Here is a 16,354-nt window from a genome sequence, read left to right as displayed (position 1 = left end):
GGAGAAGGCGCTGGGCGCCACACTCGCCGTGCCCGCCGACTACCAGCCGAGCCGGCCGAAGAAGGACGACACCGACAAGAACTGGGTGACGTACACCGACTGGAGCGGCAGCATCTCGATCGGCCTGCACCTGGCGAGGAAGTCCCAGGACGCCTCCCACCAGATCAAGGACTCGTCGGCGGCCGAGATGTACGCCGACAACGACGCCCTCAAGAACAGCGGCGCCTACCAGTTGGACATGCCCAAGGGCCCGAGGACGGCCCCGAAGGACGGCATCACGTACCACGACGGTAAAGCCGCCGAGAACACCGTCGCCTACACGACCGACGACAGCCTGAATCCGCGCCCGCGCGAGCTGACGATCTTCTATTACAAGAACTCGGCAGGCGACATGCACAAGCTGACGGTCAGTTACCCGGGAAAGGGCGATTTCACGGAACGCGGCCGCGAAGTGGCGCGGACGGCGATAGCGAACCTGGGGATCGACACACTCTGACCCTCATGAGCCTCGCCGTAGGACGGTATGCGTTCGGCGACCGGGACCCGCTTCGACAACTCGTGACCCCGCACGGTACTCATGGGACATGCGTACTGACGCGGGACGTCTGATCGACGGTCGCTACCGGCTGACCGAACGCCTCGGGTCCGGCGGCATGGGCACCGTATGGCGTGCCGTGGACGAGCTCATGGAGCGCGACGTCGCCGTCAAGCAGCCGCATCTGCCCGGCGATCCGGAGGACGAGGCACACCGGCGCGCCGCCCACCGGCTCTACCGCGAGGCACGCGCCGCGGCCCGCGTCGACCATCCCTCGGCGGTGTCGATCCACGACGTGATCGTGGAGGACGGATGCCCCTGGATCGTCATGGAGCTGGTGAGAGGGGAGTCCCTGGCGGACGCGCTGCGCCGCGGGCCGCTGCCGGCCGAGGAGGCGGCGCGCATCGGGCTCGCCGTCGTCGGCGCGCTGGACGCGGCGCACCGCGTCGGCATCGTGCACCGCGACGTGAAGCCGGCGAACGTCCTGCTCGGTCCGCGCGGCCGGGCGGTCCTCACCGATTTCGGCATCGCACACGTCCAGGGCGAGGAATCCCTCACCGTCACCGGGGAGTTCGTCGGCTCGCTCGAGTTCATCGCACCGGAACGGATGTCCGGCCGGAGCGCCGGTCCGGCCTCCGACCTGTGGTCGCTGGGCGTGCTGCTGTACGCCGCCGTCGAAGGATCGTCCCCCTTCCGCCGTACGACGGTGGAGTCCACGCTGGCCGCGATCCTCGCCACCGATCCTCCCGAACCCCGGCAGGCCGGGAGGCTCGGGCCGCTCATCGCACGGCTGCTGGTCAGGGAACCCGAGCGGCGGCCCGACGCGGAGGAGGTCGCCGCGGTGCTGGAGACGGTGGCCGGGGGGTGGCCGGTGCCGGGTGCGGAAGGGCAGGAGTCGACGGGCGCTCAGGACGCCTCTCGGCTGAGGGAGTTCGCCGATGACGTCGGGACGGTGCGGTTCGGAGCCGCGCCGTCGCGGACTGCGGACGACGGCGGCCGCGGCACCGTGGTCGACGGCGGTCCCGGCACGTCACCGGAAGCCGCGCCGCAGGCGGAGGCGGCCTCGCCGTCCCAGCCGGACGCCGCCGAGCCGGAGGTCGTCAAGCCGTCCCAGCCGGACGCCGCCGAGCCGGAGGTCGTCAAGCCGTCCCAGCCGGACGCCGCCGCGCCGTCCGAGCCGGAGGTCCCCGCGCCGTCCGAGCCGGAGGTCCCCGCGCCGTCCGAGCCGGACGCCGCCGCGCCGTCCGAGCCGGACGCCGCCGCGCCGTCCCAGCCGGACGCCGCCGAGCCGTCCGAGCCGGACGCCGCCGCGCCGTCCCAGCCGGACGCCGCCGAGCCGTCCGAGCCGGAGGTCCCCGCGCCGTCCGAGCCGGACGCCGCCGCGCCGTCCGAGCCGGAGGTCGTCAAGCCGTCCGAGCCGGAGGTCCCCGCGCCGTTCGCCCCGGAGACCGTCGCCATGGCGGCGCCGGAGGCGAAGCCGAAGCGCCCCGCCCTTCTCCGCCCGGCCCCCGTCGCCGCGCTCGGCGTTCTCCTCGTCGGCGGCACCTGGGCCGGCGCCTCCTACTTCAGTACCCCCGAGAGCGAGGGGGGCACCGAACACACCGCCACCTACAGTTCGGCCCCGGCCATCGCATCCGCATCCGCCGGCTCCTGGATCGCCCACCGCGAGGCGAAGCTCGACGCGATCGTCTCCCTACCGTCGGACATCGCCCGGGGCACCGCCACGGACCGCACGGTGACCTACGGAGACGACACCGTCCGGCTCCGCCTGACCCGGGAGACATCGGTCCCCACCCCCCTGAAGGCCTGGGCGCGGCAGGACACCGCCTCCTGGCCGGCCGACGACCCCGGCACCCTCTACACCCCCACGAGCTTCCACGGCGACGACGCCATGCTCACCGACACCACCTACACGGTGGGGAAGAAGCGGTACCGCGTCCTGCAGCTGCTGATCGTCACGGCCGCCCGTGAGTACTACGTGCTGCGCGTGGACATGCCGAAGGGCACCCCGGACGAGAAGCGCGGCACCTTTCTCTTCAAGGGCGCCCGGGACCGCCTGAAAGTGGGCAAGGACATGCTGGGGTCCTGACGACGCCCTGATCAGCGCATTCGCTGCCAGCGGTCACTGGCGTGGTGTGGACGCCCCGTGAAAGCGCGTTACCGACGGGTACCCAAACGCTCCGCCCCGGCATACCCTGCGCCTCATGACGGACTCGCAGGCCCCGGAGAAGGCCACCGCACAGACCGGTACGGGCACGGCCGGCACCAACCCCCTCGCTCCCGCCCCCGCCGGCGCCCGTACCGCCGTCGACGTGGTGACGCCGGAGCTGGTCGCCCAGCTCACCAAGGGAGTGGCCGGCTCGGGCCGCACCGCCAACCACACGCCGTTCACCGGCGAGAAGCTGGCCGACCTGCCCGAGTCCACCCCCGAGGACGTCGCCCTCGCATTCGAACGGGCCCGCGTCGCCCAGGTCGCCTGGGCCCGGACCCCCGTACGGCAGCGCGCCGCGGTGCTCCTCCGCTTCCACGACCTGGTGCTGGAGCGGCAGGCCGAGGTCCTCGACCTGATCCAGCTGGAGACCGGAAAGGCCCGTCTGCACGCCCACGAGGAGGTGCAGGCCGTCGCCGTCGCGGCCCGGCACTACGGCCGCAAGACGCCCTCGTACCTGAGGCCGAAGCGGCACACCGGCGCCGTACCGACGCTGACCAAGGTCACCGAACTGCGCCATCCGCGCGGTGTGGTCGGCCAGATCGCCCCCTGGAACTACCCGCTGGAGCTGTCGGTCGGCGACGCGCTCCCCGCCTTCGCCGCGGGCAACGCCGTCGTGATGAAGCCCGACACCGAGACCTGCCTGACCGCGCTGTGGGCGCGCGACCTGCTGATCGAGGCCGGACTGCCCGCCGAGGTCTTCCAGGTCGTCATCGGCGACGGCCCGGTCGTCGGCCCGGAGGTCGTCAGGCACGCCGACTACGTCTCCTTCACCGGCTCCACCCGCACCGGCCGCGAGGTCGCCCAGGGCGCCGCCGCCCGGCTCGTCGGCGTCTCCCTCGAACTCGGCGGCAAGAACGCCATGTTGGTCCTCGAGGACGCGGACATCGAGAAGGCCGCCGAGGGCGCGGTGCGGGCCTGCTTCTCCTCCGCCGGGCAACTGTGCATCTCCATCGAGCGGTTGTACGTCCACGAGTCGATCGCGGACGCCTTCCTGGAGCGGTTCGTCGCCCGCACCAAGGCCCTGCGGCTCGGCACGTCCCTCGCCTACGGCGCCGACATGGGGTCGCTGGTCGGCGAGCGGCAGCTCGAGACGGTGACCCGGCATGTCGAGGAGGCCGTGGCCAAGGGGGCGAAGGTGCTGGCCGGCGGGGTGGCCCGCCCGGACGTCGGCCCGTACTTCTACGAGCCGACCATCCTCGACGGCGTCGAGGCCCCGATGGCGGTGTGCGCGGAGGAGACCTTCGGCCCGGTCGTGTCGATCTACCGCTTCAAGAGCGAGGACGAGGCGATCGAGCGCGCCAACGCAACGCCGTACGGCCTGAACTCGTCGGTCTGGACGAGGGACGGACGGCGGGGGCGCGCGGTCGCGGCCCGGCTGCGCACGGGCACGGTCAACGTCAACGAGGGCTACGCGCCGGCGTACGGCAGCGTCCAGTCCCCGATGGGCGGCATGAAGGACTCCGGCCTCGGCCGCCGCCACGGCTCGGAGGGCATCCTCAAGTACACGGAGGCCCAGACGGTCGCCCAGCAGCGACTGCTGCCGATGGCACCGTCGCTCGGGATGGACGACGAGAAGTACGCGGCGTTCATGAGCCGGAGCCTGAAGGTGATGAAGGCGCTCCGCCTCCGTTAGTGCCCCCACAGGCAACCCCCGTTCTCAGTGAGGAGAGCACGTGTCGCAGGAGAAGTCTGTCCAGACCCGGGACGAGGACGGGTACGACTACGACGTCATCGTCGTGGGCTCGGGGTTCGGCGGATCCGTCTCCGCGCTCCGGCTGACCGAGAAGGGCTACCGCGTCGGTGTCCTCGAGGCGGGCCGCCGCTTCACCCGCGAGACGCTGCCGAAGAACTCCTGGGACCTGAAGAACTACCTCTGGGCGCCCGCCCTGGGCATGTACGGCATCCAGCGCATCCACCTGCTGGGCAACGTCATGGTCCTCGCGGGCGCCGGCGTCGGCGGTGGCTCCCTCAACTACGCCAACACCCTCTACGTGCCTCCGAAGGCCTTCTTCGACGATCCGCAGTGGCGGGGGATCACCGACTGGCAGGAGGAGCTGACCCCGTACTACGACCAGGCCCGGCGCATGCTCGGCGTACGGCTCAACCCGACCATGACCCCCTCCGACGTGCACCTCAAGGCGGCCGCCGAGCGGATGGGGGTGGGGGAGACCTTCCACCTGGCACCGGTGGGCGTGTTCTTCGGTGACGGCGAGGACGCCGACGGAACGGTGAAGGCCCGGCCCGGCGAGGAGGTCCCGGACCCGTACTTCGGCGGCGCCGGCCCGGCCCGCCGGGCGTGCACCGAGTGCGGCGAGTGCATGACGGGCTGCCGGCACGGCGCGAAGAACACCCTCAACGAGAACTACCTCCACCTCGCCGAGAAGGCGGGCGCGGTCGTGCACCCGATGACGACGGTCGTGTCGGTCACGGACGACTCGCGGGGCGGGTACGCCGTGGCGACCCTGCCGACGGACGACCGGCGCAAGGGCAGGGGGCGCGTCTTCAAGGCACGGCAGGTGGTGCTCGCGGCGGGCACGTACGGAACCCAGACCCTGCTGCACCGCATGAAGGCGAACGGCCAACTGCCGTACCTCTCCGACCGGCTGGGCGAGCTGACCCGCACCAACTCCGAGGCGCTGGTGGGCGCGCAGACCGACAACCGGCGCTACCGCACGGCGCACGGCGCGCCGAAGGTCGACTTCACGCGGGGCGTGGCGATCACGTCCTCGATCCACCCGGACGAGAACACGCACATCGAGCCGGTCCGCTACGGCAGGGGCTCGAACGCGATGGGCGGCCTGTCGATCCTCCAGGTCCCCTACGCGGAGGGCCGCTCCCGCGCCCTGGCCTGGCTCACGAACGCGGCACGCCACCCGTGGCTGATGGTCCGCTCCCTGTCCAACCGACGCTGGTCGGAGCGGACCATCATCGGCCTGGTGATGCAGTCGCTGGACAACTCCCTGACGACGTATCTGAAGCCGAACGGCGTCGGCAAGGGACTGCTGACGGCCCGTCAGGGCCATGGTCGGCCCAACCCGAAGCAGATCAGGGCGGCCTCGGAGGCGGCGTCCGTGCTCGCCGCCGAGATCAACGGTTTCGCGGGCAGCAACGTCGGCGAACTGATGGGCACCCCGCTGACCGCCCACTTCCTCGGCGGCTGCCCCATCGGTGACTCCCGCGAGACCGGCGTCATCGATCCCTACCACCGGCTCTACGGCCACCCCGGCATCTCGGTGGTCGACGGCGCGGCGGTGTCGGCGAACCTGGGCGTCAACCCCTCGCTGACGATCACCGCGCAGGCCGAGCGGGCCATGTCGTACTGGCCGAACAAGGGCGAGGCGGATCCGCGCCCGGCGCAGGGGGCGCGGTACGAACGGCTCAAGCCGGTGGAACCCCGTCACGCGGCGGTGCCGGCCAAGGCGTTCGGGGCGCTGCGGCTGCCCTTCCTCGGGATGCCCGCGGTGCCGCCGAAGCAGTAGCGCGGACGGGTCAGGACAGTGAAGAAGGACCTGGGCCCCCCTCCGAGCCCAGGTCCTTCTGTCGTGCTTCAAGGCGTGGTCCGCCCACGCCCGCTACGGTTACGCGGCGGCGTGGCCCCCGGCCTTGCGGCGCCGCACCGCGAACATGACGCCACCACCGGCGACGACGGCGACACCGCCGACGAGCGCGATGGTCGGCAGCGCGGAGGACGAACCGGTGGAGGCGAGGGTGCCGGTCACCTCAGGCGTGCTGCTGCTCGGCTTCGTGTTCGTGACCGGGGCCTTGCCGCCCTCCTGCGGCTTGGTGCCGTCGGTGTCGGTGCCGGCTGCGACGATCTGGAACTTGTACGCGATTTCGCCGTAACCGGTGCACTTCTCGGCGTTGTCGTCGTAGATCGTCGCGCCGAGTGAGAAGCCGGCGCCGACCGGGGCGGACGACGTGACGTTGATGCGCATCGGGATGTCGATCTCGTAGTCGGGCTTGAGCTCGTCGGCGGTGCCGACGTAACCGACCGCGTAGCCGTCCTCGTTGAGGTTCTCCCACTTCTTGCTGTCGGGGTTCCAGGCCTGGAGCTGAACCTGCTTGCTCTTGAACAGGTCGTCACCGCTCTTGTCGGCAGCGGCCCCCGCGAAGAAGCTGAGATTCTCGAGGGTCGAGTCCGAGTTGTTGACCACGCTCAGTGAGAACTTGTGCCAACCGCTGCCCGCGGCGATCTTGCCCGGCAGTCCGCTGATGCTGACGTCGGCCTTGGAGTCCGTGCAGTCGCCGGCGGGCTCGGTGGGCTCATCGCTCGGCTCGGAGGTCTGGCTCGGCGGCGTGGCCGGAGCGGACTGCGAGGCGGAGGAGGAGGCGGACGAGGACGCCGACTGGCTCGCGGACGCGGAGGCGGAAGCGCTCGAGGACGCCGACTGGCTCGCGGACGCGGACGCGCTGGCGGACGACGTGTCGGACGGGGAAACGGTGGCCGACGGAGACGACGTGTCCTCCGACGCGAACGCGGCCGGTGCCGACAGCAGCGCGAGCGGGGCTATGGCAGCCGTCGCCGCCGCGGCGGCCAGGGCACGGCGAAGCTTCATGAAGACCTCGAAGAGTCCGGTGCGCCGCTACGACACGACGCATCTTGGTGGAGCCGCCGCGTGGCGGCGCGGGCGTGGCCCGTGATTCGCCAGATGTGACCTGTGGGCGATGTGAATGGTTGCGCTCTCATTCACAGAATTCTTATGTGTGCTGGGTCACACATTTGTGCGCCCTGTGAAGCGTCTTTCGCCGCACGTGGAACTGACCCTCGTGGGCGCGCATGGTGACCGCGCGGCTGCGGGAGCAGGAGGCGAAGCAGGGCGTGGGACGGCGAAAGGCCCCGCGGCGGGGGGACCCCGGCTCGGCGTGGCCGAGGGCTCGGGGAATCCGCGGGGCCCTTCTCCGTCAGCACCGACGTCAGGGCAGCGCCGGTGCCCGGGGAGCGGCGCCGGGGGGTTGCGCCGCTTGTCTGCTTGACCGCCGGTGGTGCGCTCCGGCGCGCGCGAGGAGCGCGCGTGGTGTCGACCATTGGCAGTCGGTGGGAGGAGCGATGCTGTTGTCTGCCAGGGACCGTGTGGGGGCCGTCGACTCTCTGTTCCTCGCATCGTGCTGGATGGGTCACGGCCTCCGCAACCGTTTCGACCACCCCTGAACAGATTCCGCCGGTCGGCTCCGGGCGTCCCCGGAGCCGACCGTTTACTGGGTGACCGGGCTGCTGTCCCCTGCCGTCCGGTCACATCCCTGGAGCGAGGTCCCACGACGCACAGCACGATCCGTACGTCTCATCGCTCCAGCGGAGCCACGCGTGGTTCTTTCGGGCCCGCCCCTGGCTGGCACGGACGCCCGGCTCAACGAAGTCGCCGCGGGCCCGGTCACGCGCCGTACGGGTGAGGGGGCATGCGCACGTACGTCCGCGGAACGCGGATCCGGGTCGGGGGTCCGGGTCCGGGACCGGCCTCAGATCCGGCCCCGGCACAGCTCGAGCAGGGTCATCGCGAGGGCCGTGCCGGGCTTGCCCAGCGCGTCCCGGTAGTGGCCGAGGACCTCCATCTCGCGGGAGAGGTTCACACGCCGGCCGCCGGAGGCGATACGGGCCTCCTGGATGACGGCGGAGACGGCCATCCGTTCCTGGATGAGACCGATGATGCGGTCGTCGAGCGAGTCGATGCGCTGACGGGCGTCGCTGATCAGGTTCGCGGCGTCGTCGGTGCGGGCGCCGGTCTTCTCGGTGGCTGCGGTGGCGGTCATGCGGGGCTCCTCGTGGACGGGTGCGCGGTGCCCCGGAGCGACAGGACCCGGGAAACGCCAGGCGCCCCGGACCTTGTCGGCCCGGGGCGCCTGGGAAGTCGCTTGTCAGTAGCTCAAGCAGCACGACCATGGCAGCCGGCGGGCCGGTTGCCATAGGTAAAGACGAAGATCGTCGCGTGCGTGAACATGGGGCCAGTATGCCGTGGGGGAGGGCGGCGTCCAAAGCGGCCCGCATGGTGAGACGTGCTCCACAGGCGGCGGCCCTGGCAGCGGCGGGACGGCACCCAGGGCCACCTCGGTAGAATCGGGTGGCACAAGGACCCGCCCAACCGCCGGAAGGCACCCCGTGTCATCAGCGACCCCCGCTGCCGCCGCCCCCGACACCGTCCTGGTCGTCGACTTCGGTGCGCAGTACGCCCAGCTCATCGCCCGTCGCGTCCGCGAGGCCCGGGTCTACAGCGAGATCGTGCCGAGCACCATGCCGGTGAAGGAGATGCTCGCCAAGAACCCGGCGGCGATCATCCTCTCCGGCGGCCCCTCGTCGGTGTACGAGGAGGGCGCCCCCCGTCTCGACCGCGAGATCTTCGAGTCCGGCGTCCCCGTCTTCGGCATGTGCTACGGCTTCCAGCTGATGGCGCAGACCCTCGGCGGCACCGTGGACAACACCGGAGCGCGCGAGTACGGCCGTACGGCCCTCGCCGTCTCCAAGCCGTCGTCCACCCTCTTCGAGGGCACCCCGGCCGAGCAGTCCGTCTGGATGTCCCACGGCGACGCCTGCTCCGCCGCCCCCGAGGGCTTCACCGTGACGGCCTCCACGGACGTCGTCCCGGTCGCCGCCTTCGAGAACGACGAGAAGAAGCTGTACGGCGTCCAGTACCACCCGGAGGTCATGCACTCCACGCACGGCCAGCAGGTACTGGAGCACTTCCTCTACCGCGGCGCCGGCCTGAAGCCCACCTGGACCACCGGCAACGTGATCGAGGAGCAGGTCGAGGCGATCCGTGAGCAGGTCGGCGACAAGCGCGCGATCTGCGGCCTGTCCGGCGGTGTCGACTCCGCCGTCGCCGCCGCCCTCGTCCAGAAGGCCATCGGCTCGCAGCTGACCTGCGTGTACGTCGACCACGGCCTGATGCGCAAGGGCGAGACCGAGCAGGTCGAGAAGGACTTCGTCGCGGCCACCGGCGTCCAGCTGAAGGTCGTCGACGCGGAGGAGCGTTTCCTCACCGCGCTCAAGGGCGTCTCCGACCCCGAGGAGAAGCGGAAGATCATCGGCCGCGAGTTCATCCGGGTCTTCGAGCAGGCCCAGGCCGAGATCATCGCGGACGAGGGTCCCGCGGTCGAGTTCCTCGTGCAGGGCACCCTGTACCCCGACGTGGTCGAGTCCGGTGGCGGCACCGGCACCGCCAACATCAAGTCGCACCACAACGTCGGCGGCCTGCCCGAGGACCTCGAGTTCAAGCTGATCGAGCCGCTGCGCAAGCTGTTCAAGGACGAGGTCCGCATGGTCGGCCAGGAGCTCGGCCTGCCGGACGAGATCGTCCAGCGTCAGCCGTTCCCGGGCCCCGGCCTCGGCATCCGTATCGTCGGCGAGGTCACCAAGGAGCGCCTGGACCTGCTGCGCGAGGCCGACGCCATCGCTCGCGAGGAGCTGACGGCGGCCGGCCTCGACCGGGAGATCTGGCAGTGCCCGGTGGTCCTGCTCGCGGACGTCCGCAGCGTCGGCGTCCAGGGCGACGGCCGCACGTACGGCCACCCGATCGTGCTGCGCCCGGTCTCCTCCGAGGACGCCATGACCGCCGACTGGTCCCGGCTCCCCTACGACGTCCTGGCGAAGATCTCCACCCGGATCACCAACGAGGTCAGCGACGTCAACCGCGTGGTCCTGGACGTCACGTCCAAGCCGCCGGGCACCATCGAGTGGGAGTGAGCCCGCAGGTCACGTCCGTTTGAGAGTGCGCACCGGCTCTCCGGGCCTCCAGATCTGGACGACGAGATACGTGTCGTCCTCGACGCAGGTCCTTGTGACCTCCGTCAGCTCGGTGCGGAAGAGGTGGAACGGCTCCGGCGGTTCCACCTCTTTCACGTACGCGCCCTTGGTCCTGCCGTCCTCGACCTCCACGGCGCGCCCGCTGATCCGCACGTCACCGCCGCCCATCCCGGTGCCCGGCCCCGGGTTCGCCTGGAGCGCGAAACGGGGGTCGCGGCGCAGGTCGAGTGCCTTGAGCGAGCCGGGCATCATGCCGAGCCACAGCTCGCCGTTCAGGAAGCGGACCTCCAGACCGGTGGTGCGGGGCGAGCCGTCCCGGCGCAGCGTCGCCAGGACGTGGTGGGTGAAGGATCCGAAGCGTTCCTCGACGGTCCGGGCGAGGGCCGGTTCCGCTTCCGCGAAAGCCGCCCAGTTCGTTGACATGCTCGTTGCCATACGGCGAGTCTGACGCCGATACCCGACATCCTCTGTCCGGTATCGGATCCGCCGGGCTCGGGGATCGGATCCGCAGGTCGCCCGGCTCGGGTCGAAGCCGTGTCCCGGCACCACCTGCGCCGCATCTTTACCAACCAGCGCTGTCATCCTCGCCTGACCGGCGGTACCTTCCGGCCCGTTGACGAAGTCAAGTGCCGGAGGACCCATGCACGGCCCCACTCCGCCCCCGCCCCTGCCCACCGACCAGCTGCGGTTCGCCATGCCGCCGATGTACGAGTCGGTCGAGGACGAGCGACGGCACCGCAAGGAACGGCTCGCGGGCGCCCTGCGGATCTTCGGGCGGCTCGGTTTCGAGGACGGGGTGTCCGGACACATCACCGCACGCGACCCGGAGTTCACGGAATGCTTCTGGGTCAACCCCTTCGGAATGTCGTTCCGGCACGTCACCGTGAGCGACCTGGTGCTCGCCAACCAGGACGGGCAGGTGATCGACGGCCGCTACCACGTGAACCAGGCCGCCTTCACCGTGCACGCCCAGGTCCACGCCGCCCGTCCCGATGTCGTCGCCGTCGCCCACTGCCACTCGGTGCACGGACGGGCCCTTGCCGCACTCGGCGATCTGCTGGACCCCATCACCCAGGAGTCCTGCGCCTTCTACGAGGACCACGCCGTGTACGACGCCTACACCGGTGTCGCCGTCGACGCCGAGGAGGGCCGCCGGATCGCGGCGGCGCTCGGCAGCCGCAAAGGGCTCGTCCTGCGCAACCACGGGCTGCTGACCGTCGGCGACTCGGTGGACGCGGCGGCCTGGTGGTTCCTGTCGATGGAACGCTCCTGCCAGGTGCAGCTGACCGCGAAGGCCGCGGGACGCCCCGTCCTCATCGACCACCGACAGGCGGTGGCCACCCGGGAGCAGCTCGGCGGTGACCTGGTGGCCTGGATCAACTACCAGCCGCTGTGGCAGGACATCACCCGCAGCGAACCGGATCTGCTCGGCTGACCTGCCGGCGCCGCAACGCTCGGAGACCCGCGCAGCACGAGGTCGGCCGACGGCGGCGCGGCGGCGCGGCGGAGCGGCGGCACGTCGGTGGCGGGTCGCGGGCGCTCCGCAGGGCCGACGGCTCGGCGAGGTCAACCGGGGGTTCGCGCTTTCACCCGCCCTGACCGGACCTGACGGACGCGGAAGGTGTTCCGTACGGCACAATTCGCTGTCGTCACACGACAGTTGTACGGCGGGGCCGGGTGGCTCCGGTGAATCGTACGTCCGGCCCGATCGGCGGCCGGGCGCGGTGTGGTGTGGTGTTCGGGCGCGGGGAAGGTGGCAGCGGGCGTGGCGGTACAGGAGGCCAGGCAGGGCGACCGGCGCGGGAGCGGCCAGGGTGCGCACGAGGGTGGTTGCACCTGTGGGGACTGCCCGCACGGCGCACGCGAGGGGCACCGGCGCGCGGTCGCCGAGTTCCTGGCGAAACGGGAGGAGTTCGCGTCCGGGCAGGGGCTGCCCGCTGCGGTCGCGCACTCCGCGTCCGCGTCCCGTCAGTGGGTGTCCGACGAGCTGACGCAGTCCGCCGCGGCCGTCGCCGAGCGCGGTCGCGCGGACGCCGAGGCATGGCTGGGCCGGCTGTGGAGGCGCACGGCGATCGCGGTGTGGGGTGCCGTCGGCGTCCTGCTGCCGGCGCAGGCGCTCACCGCGATCGGCGCCGGGTGGACCGTGGCGCGCACGGCCGGGCTGGTCGCGGCGGTGCTGGTGGGAGCGGTCCTGACCGCCGCCGGGTATCTGCACCGGGCGCGCGGCGGGGTGTTCGCGCCCGTCATCGGAGAGGACAACCGGCTGTCGACCTCCCGTGCGGTGGCGGCGGGCTGGGTGTTGTTCGTCCTGTACGCGGTGCTGGTGCTGGTCGTTGAGCTGACGGCGGCCTCGGCCGAGGGCCGGCGCGACGAGCTGATCGCCGGGCTCGGCCTCGCACGCGGCGCGGGTGTGGTGACCGTGGTCGCCGTGGTGTGCGGGATCGCGGTGCTGGTGCGGCGGGTGGTGGGGCTGCGGGTGCTCGGCCAGCGGCTGCAGAAGGTGCGCGCCGACGGGCCGCGCGCGGCGGACCTGCTCACGGACGACTCGGGGCGGGGCAGCTTTCCGGACACGCAGTATGTGATCGTCAGCGCGGTCGCCCTGGTCTTCGCGGTGGTACGGCTGGCCCGCCGGCCCGACCAACTGCCCGATCTGCCGTGGGGGCTCGCGCTGCTGGTCCTGGTCTCGGCGGCCACCTACCTCGCCGGGAAGTATGCGGAAGGCGGACGTCCGGTGATCCTCTCGGTGGTCCGGGCGCGTGAGGCGGGGGACCTGGACGCGCCGATCCGCACGGGTGACGACATCGAGATCCGCGGCGCCGGTTTCGTACCGCCCGGCGCCCAGAACGCGGACCGGCTGTCCCGGATGGTGGTCCGTATCGGCGCCGTGCACGTCCATGTCCCGCTGGTCCCGGTCACCGGCGGCTTCAGCAACCCGACGGACAGCCTGCTGACGGTGCCGGTGCCGGCGGATGTGGAACCGGGCAGGGTCGAGGTGCAGGTGGTGACGGCTGCCGGGGTGGAGACCAACCGGGTGGCCATCGACGTGACGGAGTGACCGGGCACGGGCTGGGCGAGCAGGCTCCGGAGTCTCCTGAGCGCCGGGCGCGGTGCCCCGTTCGGCCGAGCCGGGGTGCCTCCGGGCCCGCCCTGCCGAGCGGGGCGTCCTCCCGTCGGTCCGGGGCCGATGCGGGACTCCCGGACCAAGGAGCGGGAAAAGTGTGTGCGCACCGGTTGAGCGGTTGCCCCCTTTCGTACGTATGGTCTGTTGAGGGGTCAGGGCTGGGCACTGCGGGCGAGAGGCGGCGGCACGATGGTTCATGGCATTCGCACGGACTCCCACACCTCCTACGTCGACGAGAGCAGCACCTGGCGGGACACCGCCGTGCGGTACGCACTGCTTCCGCTGCGCGTCTTCCTCGGCATCACCTTCATCTACGCGGGCCTGGACAAGCTCACCAACAGCGCCTTCATGCATGCCTCCGGCTCCGGGTCCATCGGCGAGCTGATGCACTCCGTGCGCGGCTCGTCGGCGATCCCGGCCCTGGTCGACCTGGCGTTGAAGAATCCCGTCGGCTTCGGCTACGCCATCGCCTTCGGTGAACTCGCCGTCGGAATCGGCACGCTCCTCGGCCTGTTGGGCCGCCTCGCCGCGCTCGGTGGCGCGCTGATCTCGCTGAGCCTGTGGCTGACCGTCAGCTGGGCCTTGACCCCCTACTACTACGGCAACGACCTCGCCTATCTGATGGCCTGGATCCCCCTGGTCCTCGCCGGCACCCCGGTCCTGTCCCTCGACGCCGCCCTGCGCGCCCGACGACGGCAGCGTACGGGCGGCTACCGCTGAGCCGGCGGCACCGCGGCCGCCCTCGCCTCCTCCGGTTCGGCCTGCCGGCCGGCGCGGGGCGCCCGGTGCCTGCGTATCGCCCGGGCCAGCAGGCCGGTCACGGCCGCGAGACAGAGGCCGCCGATCACGATCGGGATGATCGCGAACCACGGTGTCTCCCACGCCCCGCCGGCATCACCCAGGTAAGCGACGCCCGCACCGGCCAGGAAGATCCCGGCCACGAGCCGGCCCGGCTGGAACTCATGACGCAGCACGGTCCACCTCCACCTGACCCACGCCGATCTCGAGGTCGAGGCGCAGCGTGGCCGTCTTCTTCGTCCCCGCCGCGGGGGTGAGCGTCACCTGCCGGTGCTTGCCCGGTTCCACATCCACGTCCTTGTGGGTCTCGCCCGGCAACCGGATGTCGCCGACACCCGTGTCGATGTTCAGTTCCACCGTCGCCTCCCGGGGGACCACCACCTTCAGCAGGCCCACGCCCACCTCGGCCCGTGTCGTCACCGTCTGGTTCCCGGCGAGCCGGAGACGGCTGAGATCCAGAGTGCCGACGCCGGTGCCCAGGTCGTACTTCTCCCGCACGGCGGCCACCGAGGCCGGCGTCCAGGTGGCATGCCTCCACTGGGTGCCGATGTCCTTCGGGACGGCCGCCGAGGCGGCGAGCAGGGCCGCCGTGAGCACCGCGAGGAAGACCGAGCCCGCCCCCGTACGGCCCAGGAACGAGCTGACCGCGATGCCCACGCCGAACACCACCAGCGCGCACGCCAGGCCCGTCTGCAGACTTGTGCCGAGTGCCCGGTCGTTCCAGGTCAGAAGGGTGCCGAGGCCACCCGCGAGCAGGGCGAGGAGAAACACCCAGCCACCTGTCCAGCGCGGCGCCCGCGCTCTGGGCCGCGGCTCGGTGGGTATGCGCTGGGCGGACGACGAACCGCGGGCGATGACGACCGCCGCGGCGACGTCACGGCCGGCGGTGTCGCTCGGCCCCCACAGATAGCCCGTGCCGCCCACATGGGTACCGTCCTTGACGATGGGGTCGCGCCACCAGGAGGGGTAGGAGGCGGGGACGGGCGGTGCCGTGGCCTCCGGCGGGGCGTCGGCCACGGCCTGCGCGGCAAGGGGGTCGGGGCCCGGGACGCCGCGCTGACGCGACCAGTACCCGGCACCGGCGAGGAGCAGGGACAGGACGGCGGCGAAGGTCAGCACGCTGCCGTTCCTGAGCATCGACAGGAAGATCCCGCAGCCCACCAGGGCGAAGAGCACGGCGGCCAGGGCCTGACCGTCGACGCGGCCGGTCAGCAGCTTGCGGATCTCGTTCTCCTCCTCGTCCTCGTAGGGCACGAGGAGCCAGACGAAGCCGTAGAAGATGAGGCCGAGTCCGCCCGCCGCCGAGAGCACCGCCAGCACGATCCGGAAGATCACCGGATCCATGTCGCACTGCCGGGCCAGGCCCGAACAGACCCCGGCCAGCATCTTGTGCCGGCGGTCACGCCGGAACCGGCCGGGCTCCTCGGCCATCGCCGCGTCGTCGGGCGTGGCCGTTCCGCCGCGTCCGGGCGTGTTCTTCCCGGCGCCGGTCCGCCCGCGCGCCGCCCCGCCCGTGCGGGCGCCCCGCTCCCGGTGTCCGGCCGCGTCCTGACCCATGCCGGCGTCCTCGCCTCCGTTCTCGCCCACGGCCGCATCCTGCCGCACGGCCGCATCCTGTCCCAGGGCAGCGCCGGTCTGCGCGCGCACCTCGTCCGCAGCGGCCGCGGCAGGACCGGACGCGGGCACGGCGGGCTGCCGGGCGGCGTCCGGCGCGCCGTCCCCCGGCGACCGGCCACCCCGCTCCCCGCCGGGGCCGTGCCCCGCGGTGGAGGCGTGCCCCGCACCAGGGCCGTGCCCCGCTGCCGCGTGCTGCTGATCTGTCATGCGTCCATGGTCGCCGCCGCGGGCGCCGGGCGGCAGTCGGGACGACCCTGGCCCAACCCTGAAATCTGCCCCGACAGGCCGCCGGGGGAAGTGTTCGATCACCCGGCTCCGAACATCAGGGGCGTCTAAGGG

Annotated in this window: 14 protein-coding genes; 9 read left to right on the top strand and 5 right to left on the bottom strand. The window is 71.8% G+C overall.

The window, feature by feature from the left end:
• Window positions 1-28: 28 nt before the first annotated feature.
• From ACZ7L1_RS06840 to ACZ7L1_RS06825, 4 genes are all read left to right on the top strand, one after another.
• Entirely contained in the window at window positions 29-496 is a 468-nt protein-coding gene (locus tag ACZ7L1_RS06840; protein WP_471434835.1) for a hypothetical protein, read from the top strand.
• A gap of 88 nt (window positions 497-584) precedes the next feature.
• Window positions 585-2,624: a protein kinase domain-containing protein gene (locus ACZ7L1_RS06835; protein ID WP_471434833.1), complete on the top strand. Its 2,040-nt coding sequence runs from the start codon at window positions 585-587 to the stop codon at window positions 2,622-2,624.
• 115 nt (window positions 2,625-2,739) lie between these two features.
• Complete coding sequence (locus tag ACZ7L1_RS06830) at window positions 2,740-4,380, top strand: succinic semialdehyde dehydrogenase (protein WP_471434831.1); 1,641 nt, start codon at window positions 2,740-2,742, stop codon at window positions 4,378-4,380.
• 40 nt (window positions 4,381-4,420) lie between these two features.
• Complete coding sequence (locus tag ACZ7L1_RS06825; RefSeq protein ID WP_471434829.1) at window positions 4,421-6,226, top strand: GMC family oxidoreductase N-terminal domain-containing protein; 1,806 nt, start codon at window positions 4,421-4,423, stop codon at window positions 6,224-6,226.
• Between the two features lie 99 nt (window positions 6,227-6,325).
• On the opposite strand, the gene ACZ7L1_RS06820 is transcribed toward ACZ7L1_RS06825, so the two are convergent.
• Window positions 6,326-6,901 carry an LPXTG cell wall anchor domain-containing protein gene (locus ACZ7L1_RS06820; RefSeq protein WP_471434828.1) on the bottom strand — a complete coding sequence of 192 codons (576 nt, stop codon included), beginning with the start codon at window positions 6,899-6,901 and terminating at the stop codon, window positions 6,326-6,328.
• A gap of 58 nt (window positions 6,902-6,959) precedes the next feature.
• Between ACZ7L1_RS06820 and ACZ7L1_RS06815 the strand changes: the two genes are divergently transcribed.
• The gene (locus ACZ7L1_RS06815) at window positions 6,960-7,388 is read left to right on the top strand and encodes a hypothetical protein (protein WP_471434826.1); all 429 of its coding nucleotides are present in this window, start codon (window positions 6,960-6,962) and stop codon (window positions 7,386-7,388) included.
• Between the two features lie 813 nt (window positions 7,389-8,201).
• On the opposite strand, the gene ACZ7L1_RS06810 is transcribed toward ACZ7L1_RS06815, so the two are convergent.
• Window positions 8,202-8,492: a chorismate mutase gene (locus tag ACZ7L1_RS06810; RefSeq protein ID WP_471434824.1), complete on the bottom strand. Its 291-nt coding sequence runs from the start codon at window positions 8,490-8,492 to the stop codon at window positions 8,202-8,204.
• Window positions 8,493-8,838: 346 nt separating this feature from the next.
• Here ACZ7L1_RS06810 and guaA point away from each other — a divergent pair, with 346 nt between their 5' ends.
• Window positions 8,839-10,419: a glutamine-hydrolyzing GMP synthase gene (gene guaA / locus ACZ7L1_RS06805; RefSeq protein WP_471434822.1), complete on the top strand. Its 1,581-nt coding sequence runs from the start codon at window positions 8,839-8,841 to the stop codon at window positions 10,417-10,419.
• Between the two features lie 9 nt (window positions 10,420-10,428).
• Here the strand turns inward: guaA and ACZ7L1_RS06800 are convergent, their stop codons facing one another.
• Window positions 10,429-10,902: a pyridoxamine 5'-phosphate oxidase family protein gene (locus tag ACZ7L1_RS06800; protein ID WP_471434821.1), complete on the bottom strand. Its 474-nt coding sequence runs from the start codon at window positions 10,900-10,902 to the stop codon at window positions 10,429-10,431.
• A 217-nt stretch (window positions 10,903-11,119) separates the two neighbouring features.
• Here ACZ7L1_RS06800 and ACZ7L1_RS06795 point away from each other — a divergent pair, with 217 nt between their 5' ends.
• The 3 genes from ACZ7L1_RS06795 (at window position 11,120) to ACZ7L1_RS06785 (ending at window position 14,320) form a co-directional block, all read left to right on the top strand.
• Window positions 11,120-11,914 carry a class II aldolase/adducin family protein gene (locus ACZ7L1_RS06795; protein WP_471434818.1) on the top strand — a complete coding sequence of 265 codons (795 nt, stop codon included), beginning with the start codon at window positions 11,120-11,122 and terminating at the stop codon, window positions 11,912-11,914.
• A gap of 330 nt (window positions 11,915-12,244) precedes the next feature.
• Window positions 12,245-13,534, top strand: coding sequence for a hypothetical protein (locus tag ACZ7L1_RS06790; RefSeq protein WP_471434817.1), 1,290 nt, complete (start codon window positions 12,245-12,247; stop codon window positions 13,532-13,534).
• A 255-nt stretch (window positions 13,535-13,789) separates the two neighbouring features.
• Window positions 13,790-14,320, top strand: a complete 531-nt coding sequence (locus tag ACZ7L1_RS06785; protein WP_471434815.1) for a TQO small subunit DoxD — start codon at window positions 13,790-13,792, stop codon at window positions 14,318-14,320.
• On the opposite strand, the gene ACZ7L1_RS06780 is transcribed toward ACZ7L1_RS06785, so the two are convergent.
• Together ACZ7L1_RS06780 and ACZ7L1_RS06775 are read right to left on the bottom strand one after the other, a co-directional pair.
• Complete coding sequence (locus ACZ7L1_RS06780; protein ID WP_471434813.1) at window positions 14,311-14,574, bottom strand: hypothetical protein; 264 nt, start codon at window positions 14,572-14,574, stop codon at window positions 14,311-14,313. The two genes, ACZ7L1_RS06785 and ACZ7L1_RS06780, sit on opposite strands and share 10 nt — an antisense overlap.
• Window positions 14,561-16,222 (bottom strand): PspC domain-containing protein, encoded by a 1,662-nt coding sequence (locus ACZ7L1_RS06775; RefSeq protein ID WP_471434812.1) that lies wholly within the window; start codon window positions 16,220-16,222, stop codon window positions 14,561-14,563. Before ACZ7L1_RS06775 ends, ACZ7L1_RS06780 begins: the two co-directional genes overlap by 14 nt.
• Between the last annotated feature and the right edge of the window lie 132 nt (window positions 16,223-16,354).

The organism is Streptomyces sp. NPDC107546 (genome assembly GCF_055639175.1).
Note: the sequence above shows the minus strand (reverse complement) of the source record. Positions and strands in the feature narration are given on the sequence as shown.

Excerpts from the sequence above, each read along its gene's own strand:
- ACZ7L1_RS06835 (WP_471434833.1), top strand. The coding sequence starts at position 585 with ATGCGTACTGACGCGGGACGTCTGATCGACGGTCGCTACCGGCTGACC.
- ACZ7L1_RS06830 (WP_471434831.1), top strand. The coding sequence starts at position 2,740 with ATGACGGACTCGCAGGCCCCGGAGAAGGCCACCGCACAGACCGGTACG.
- ACZ7L1_RS06795 (WP_471434818.1), top strand. The coding sequence starts at position 11,120 with ATGCACGGCCCCACTCCGCCCCCGCCCCTGCCCACCGACCAGCTGCGG.
- ACZ7L1_RS06815 (WP_471434826.1), top strand. The coding sequence starts at position 6,960 with ATGCTGACGTCGGCCTTGGAGTCCGTGCAGTCGCCGGCGGGCTCGGTG.
- ACZ7L1_RS06800 (WP_471434821.1), bottom strand. The coding sequence starts at position 10,902 with ATGTCAACGAACTGGGCGGCTTTCGCGGAAGCGGAACCGGCCCTCGCC.
- ACZ7L1_RS06785 (WP_471434815.1), top strand. The coding sequence starts at position 13,790 with ATGGTTCATGGCATTCGCACGGACTCCCACACCTCCTACGTCGACGAG.
- ACZ7L1_RS06810 (WP_471434824.1), bottom strand. The coding sequence starts at position 8,492 with ATGACCGCCACCGCAGCCACCGAGAAGACCGGCGCCCGCACCGACGAC.
- ACZ7L1_RS06775 (WP_471434812.1), bottom strand. The coding sequence starts at position 16,222 with ATGACAGATCAGCAGCACGCGGCAGCGGGGCACGGCCCTGGTGCGGGG.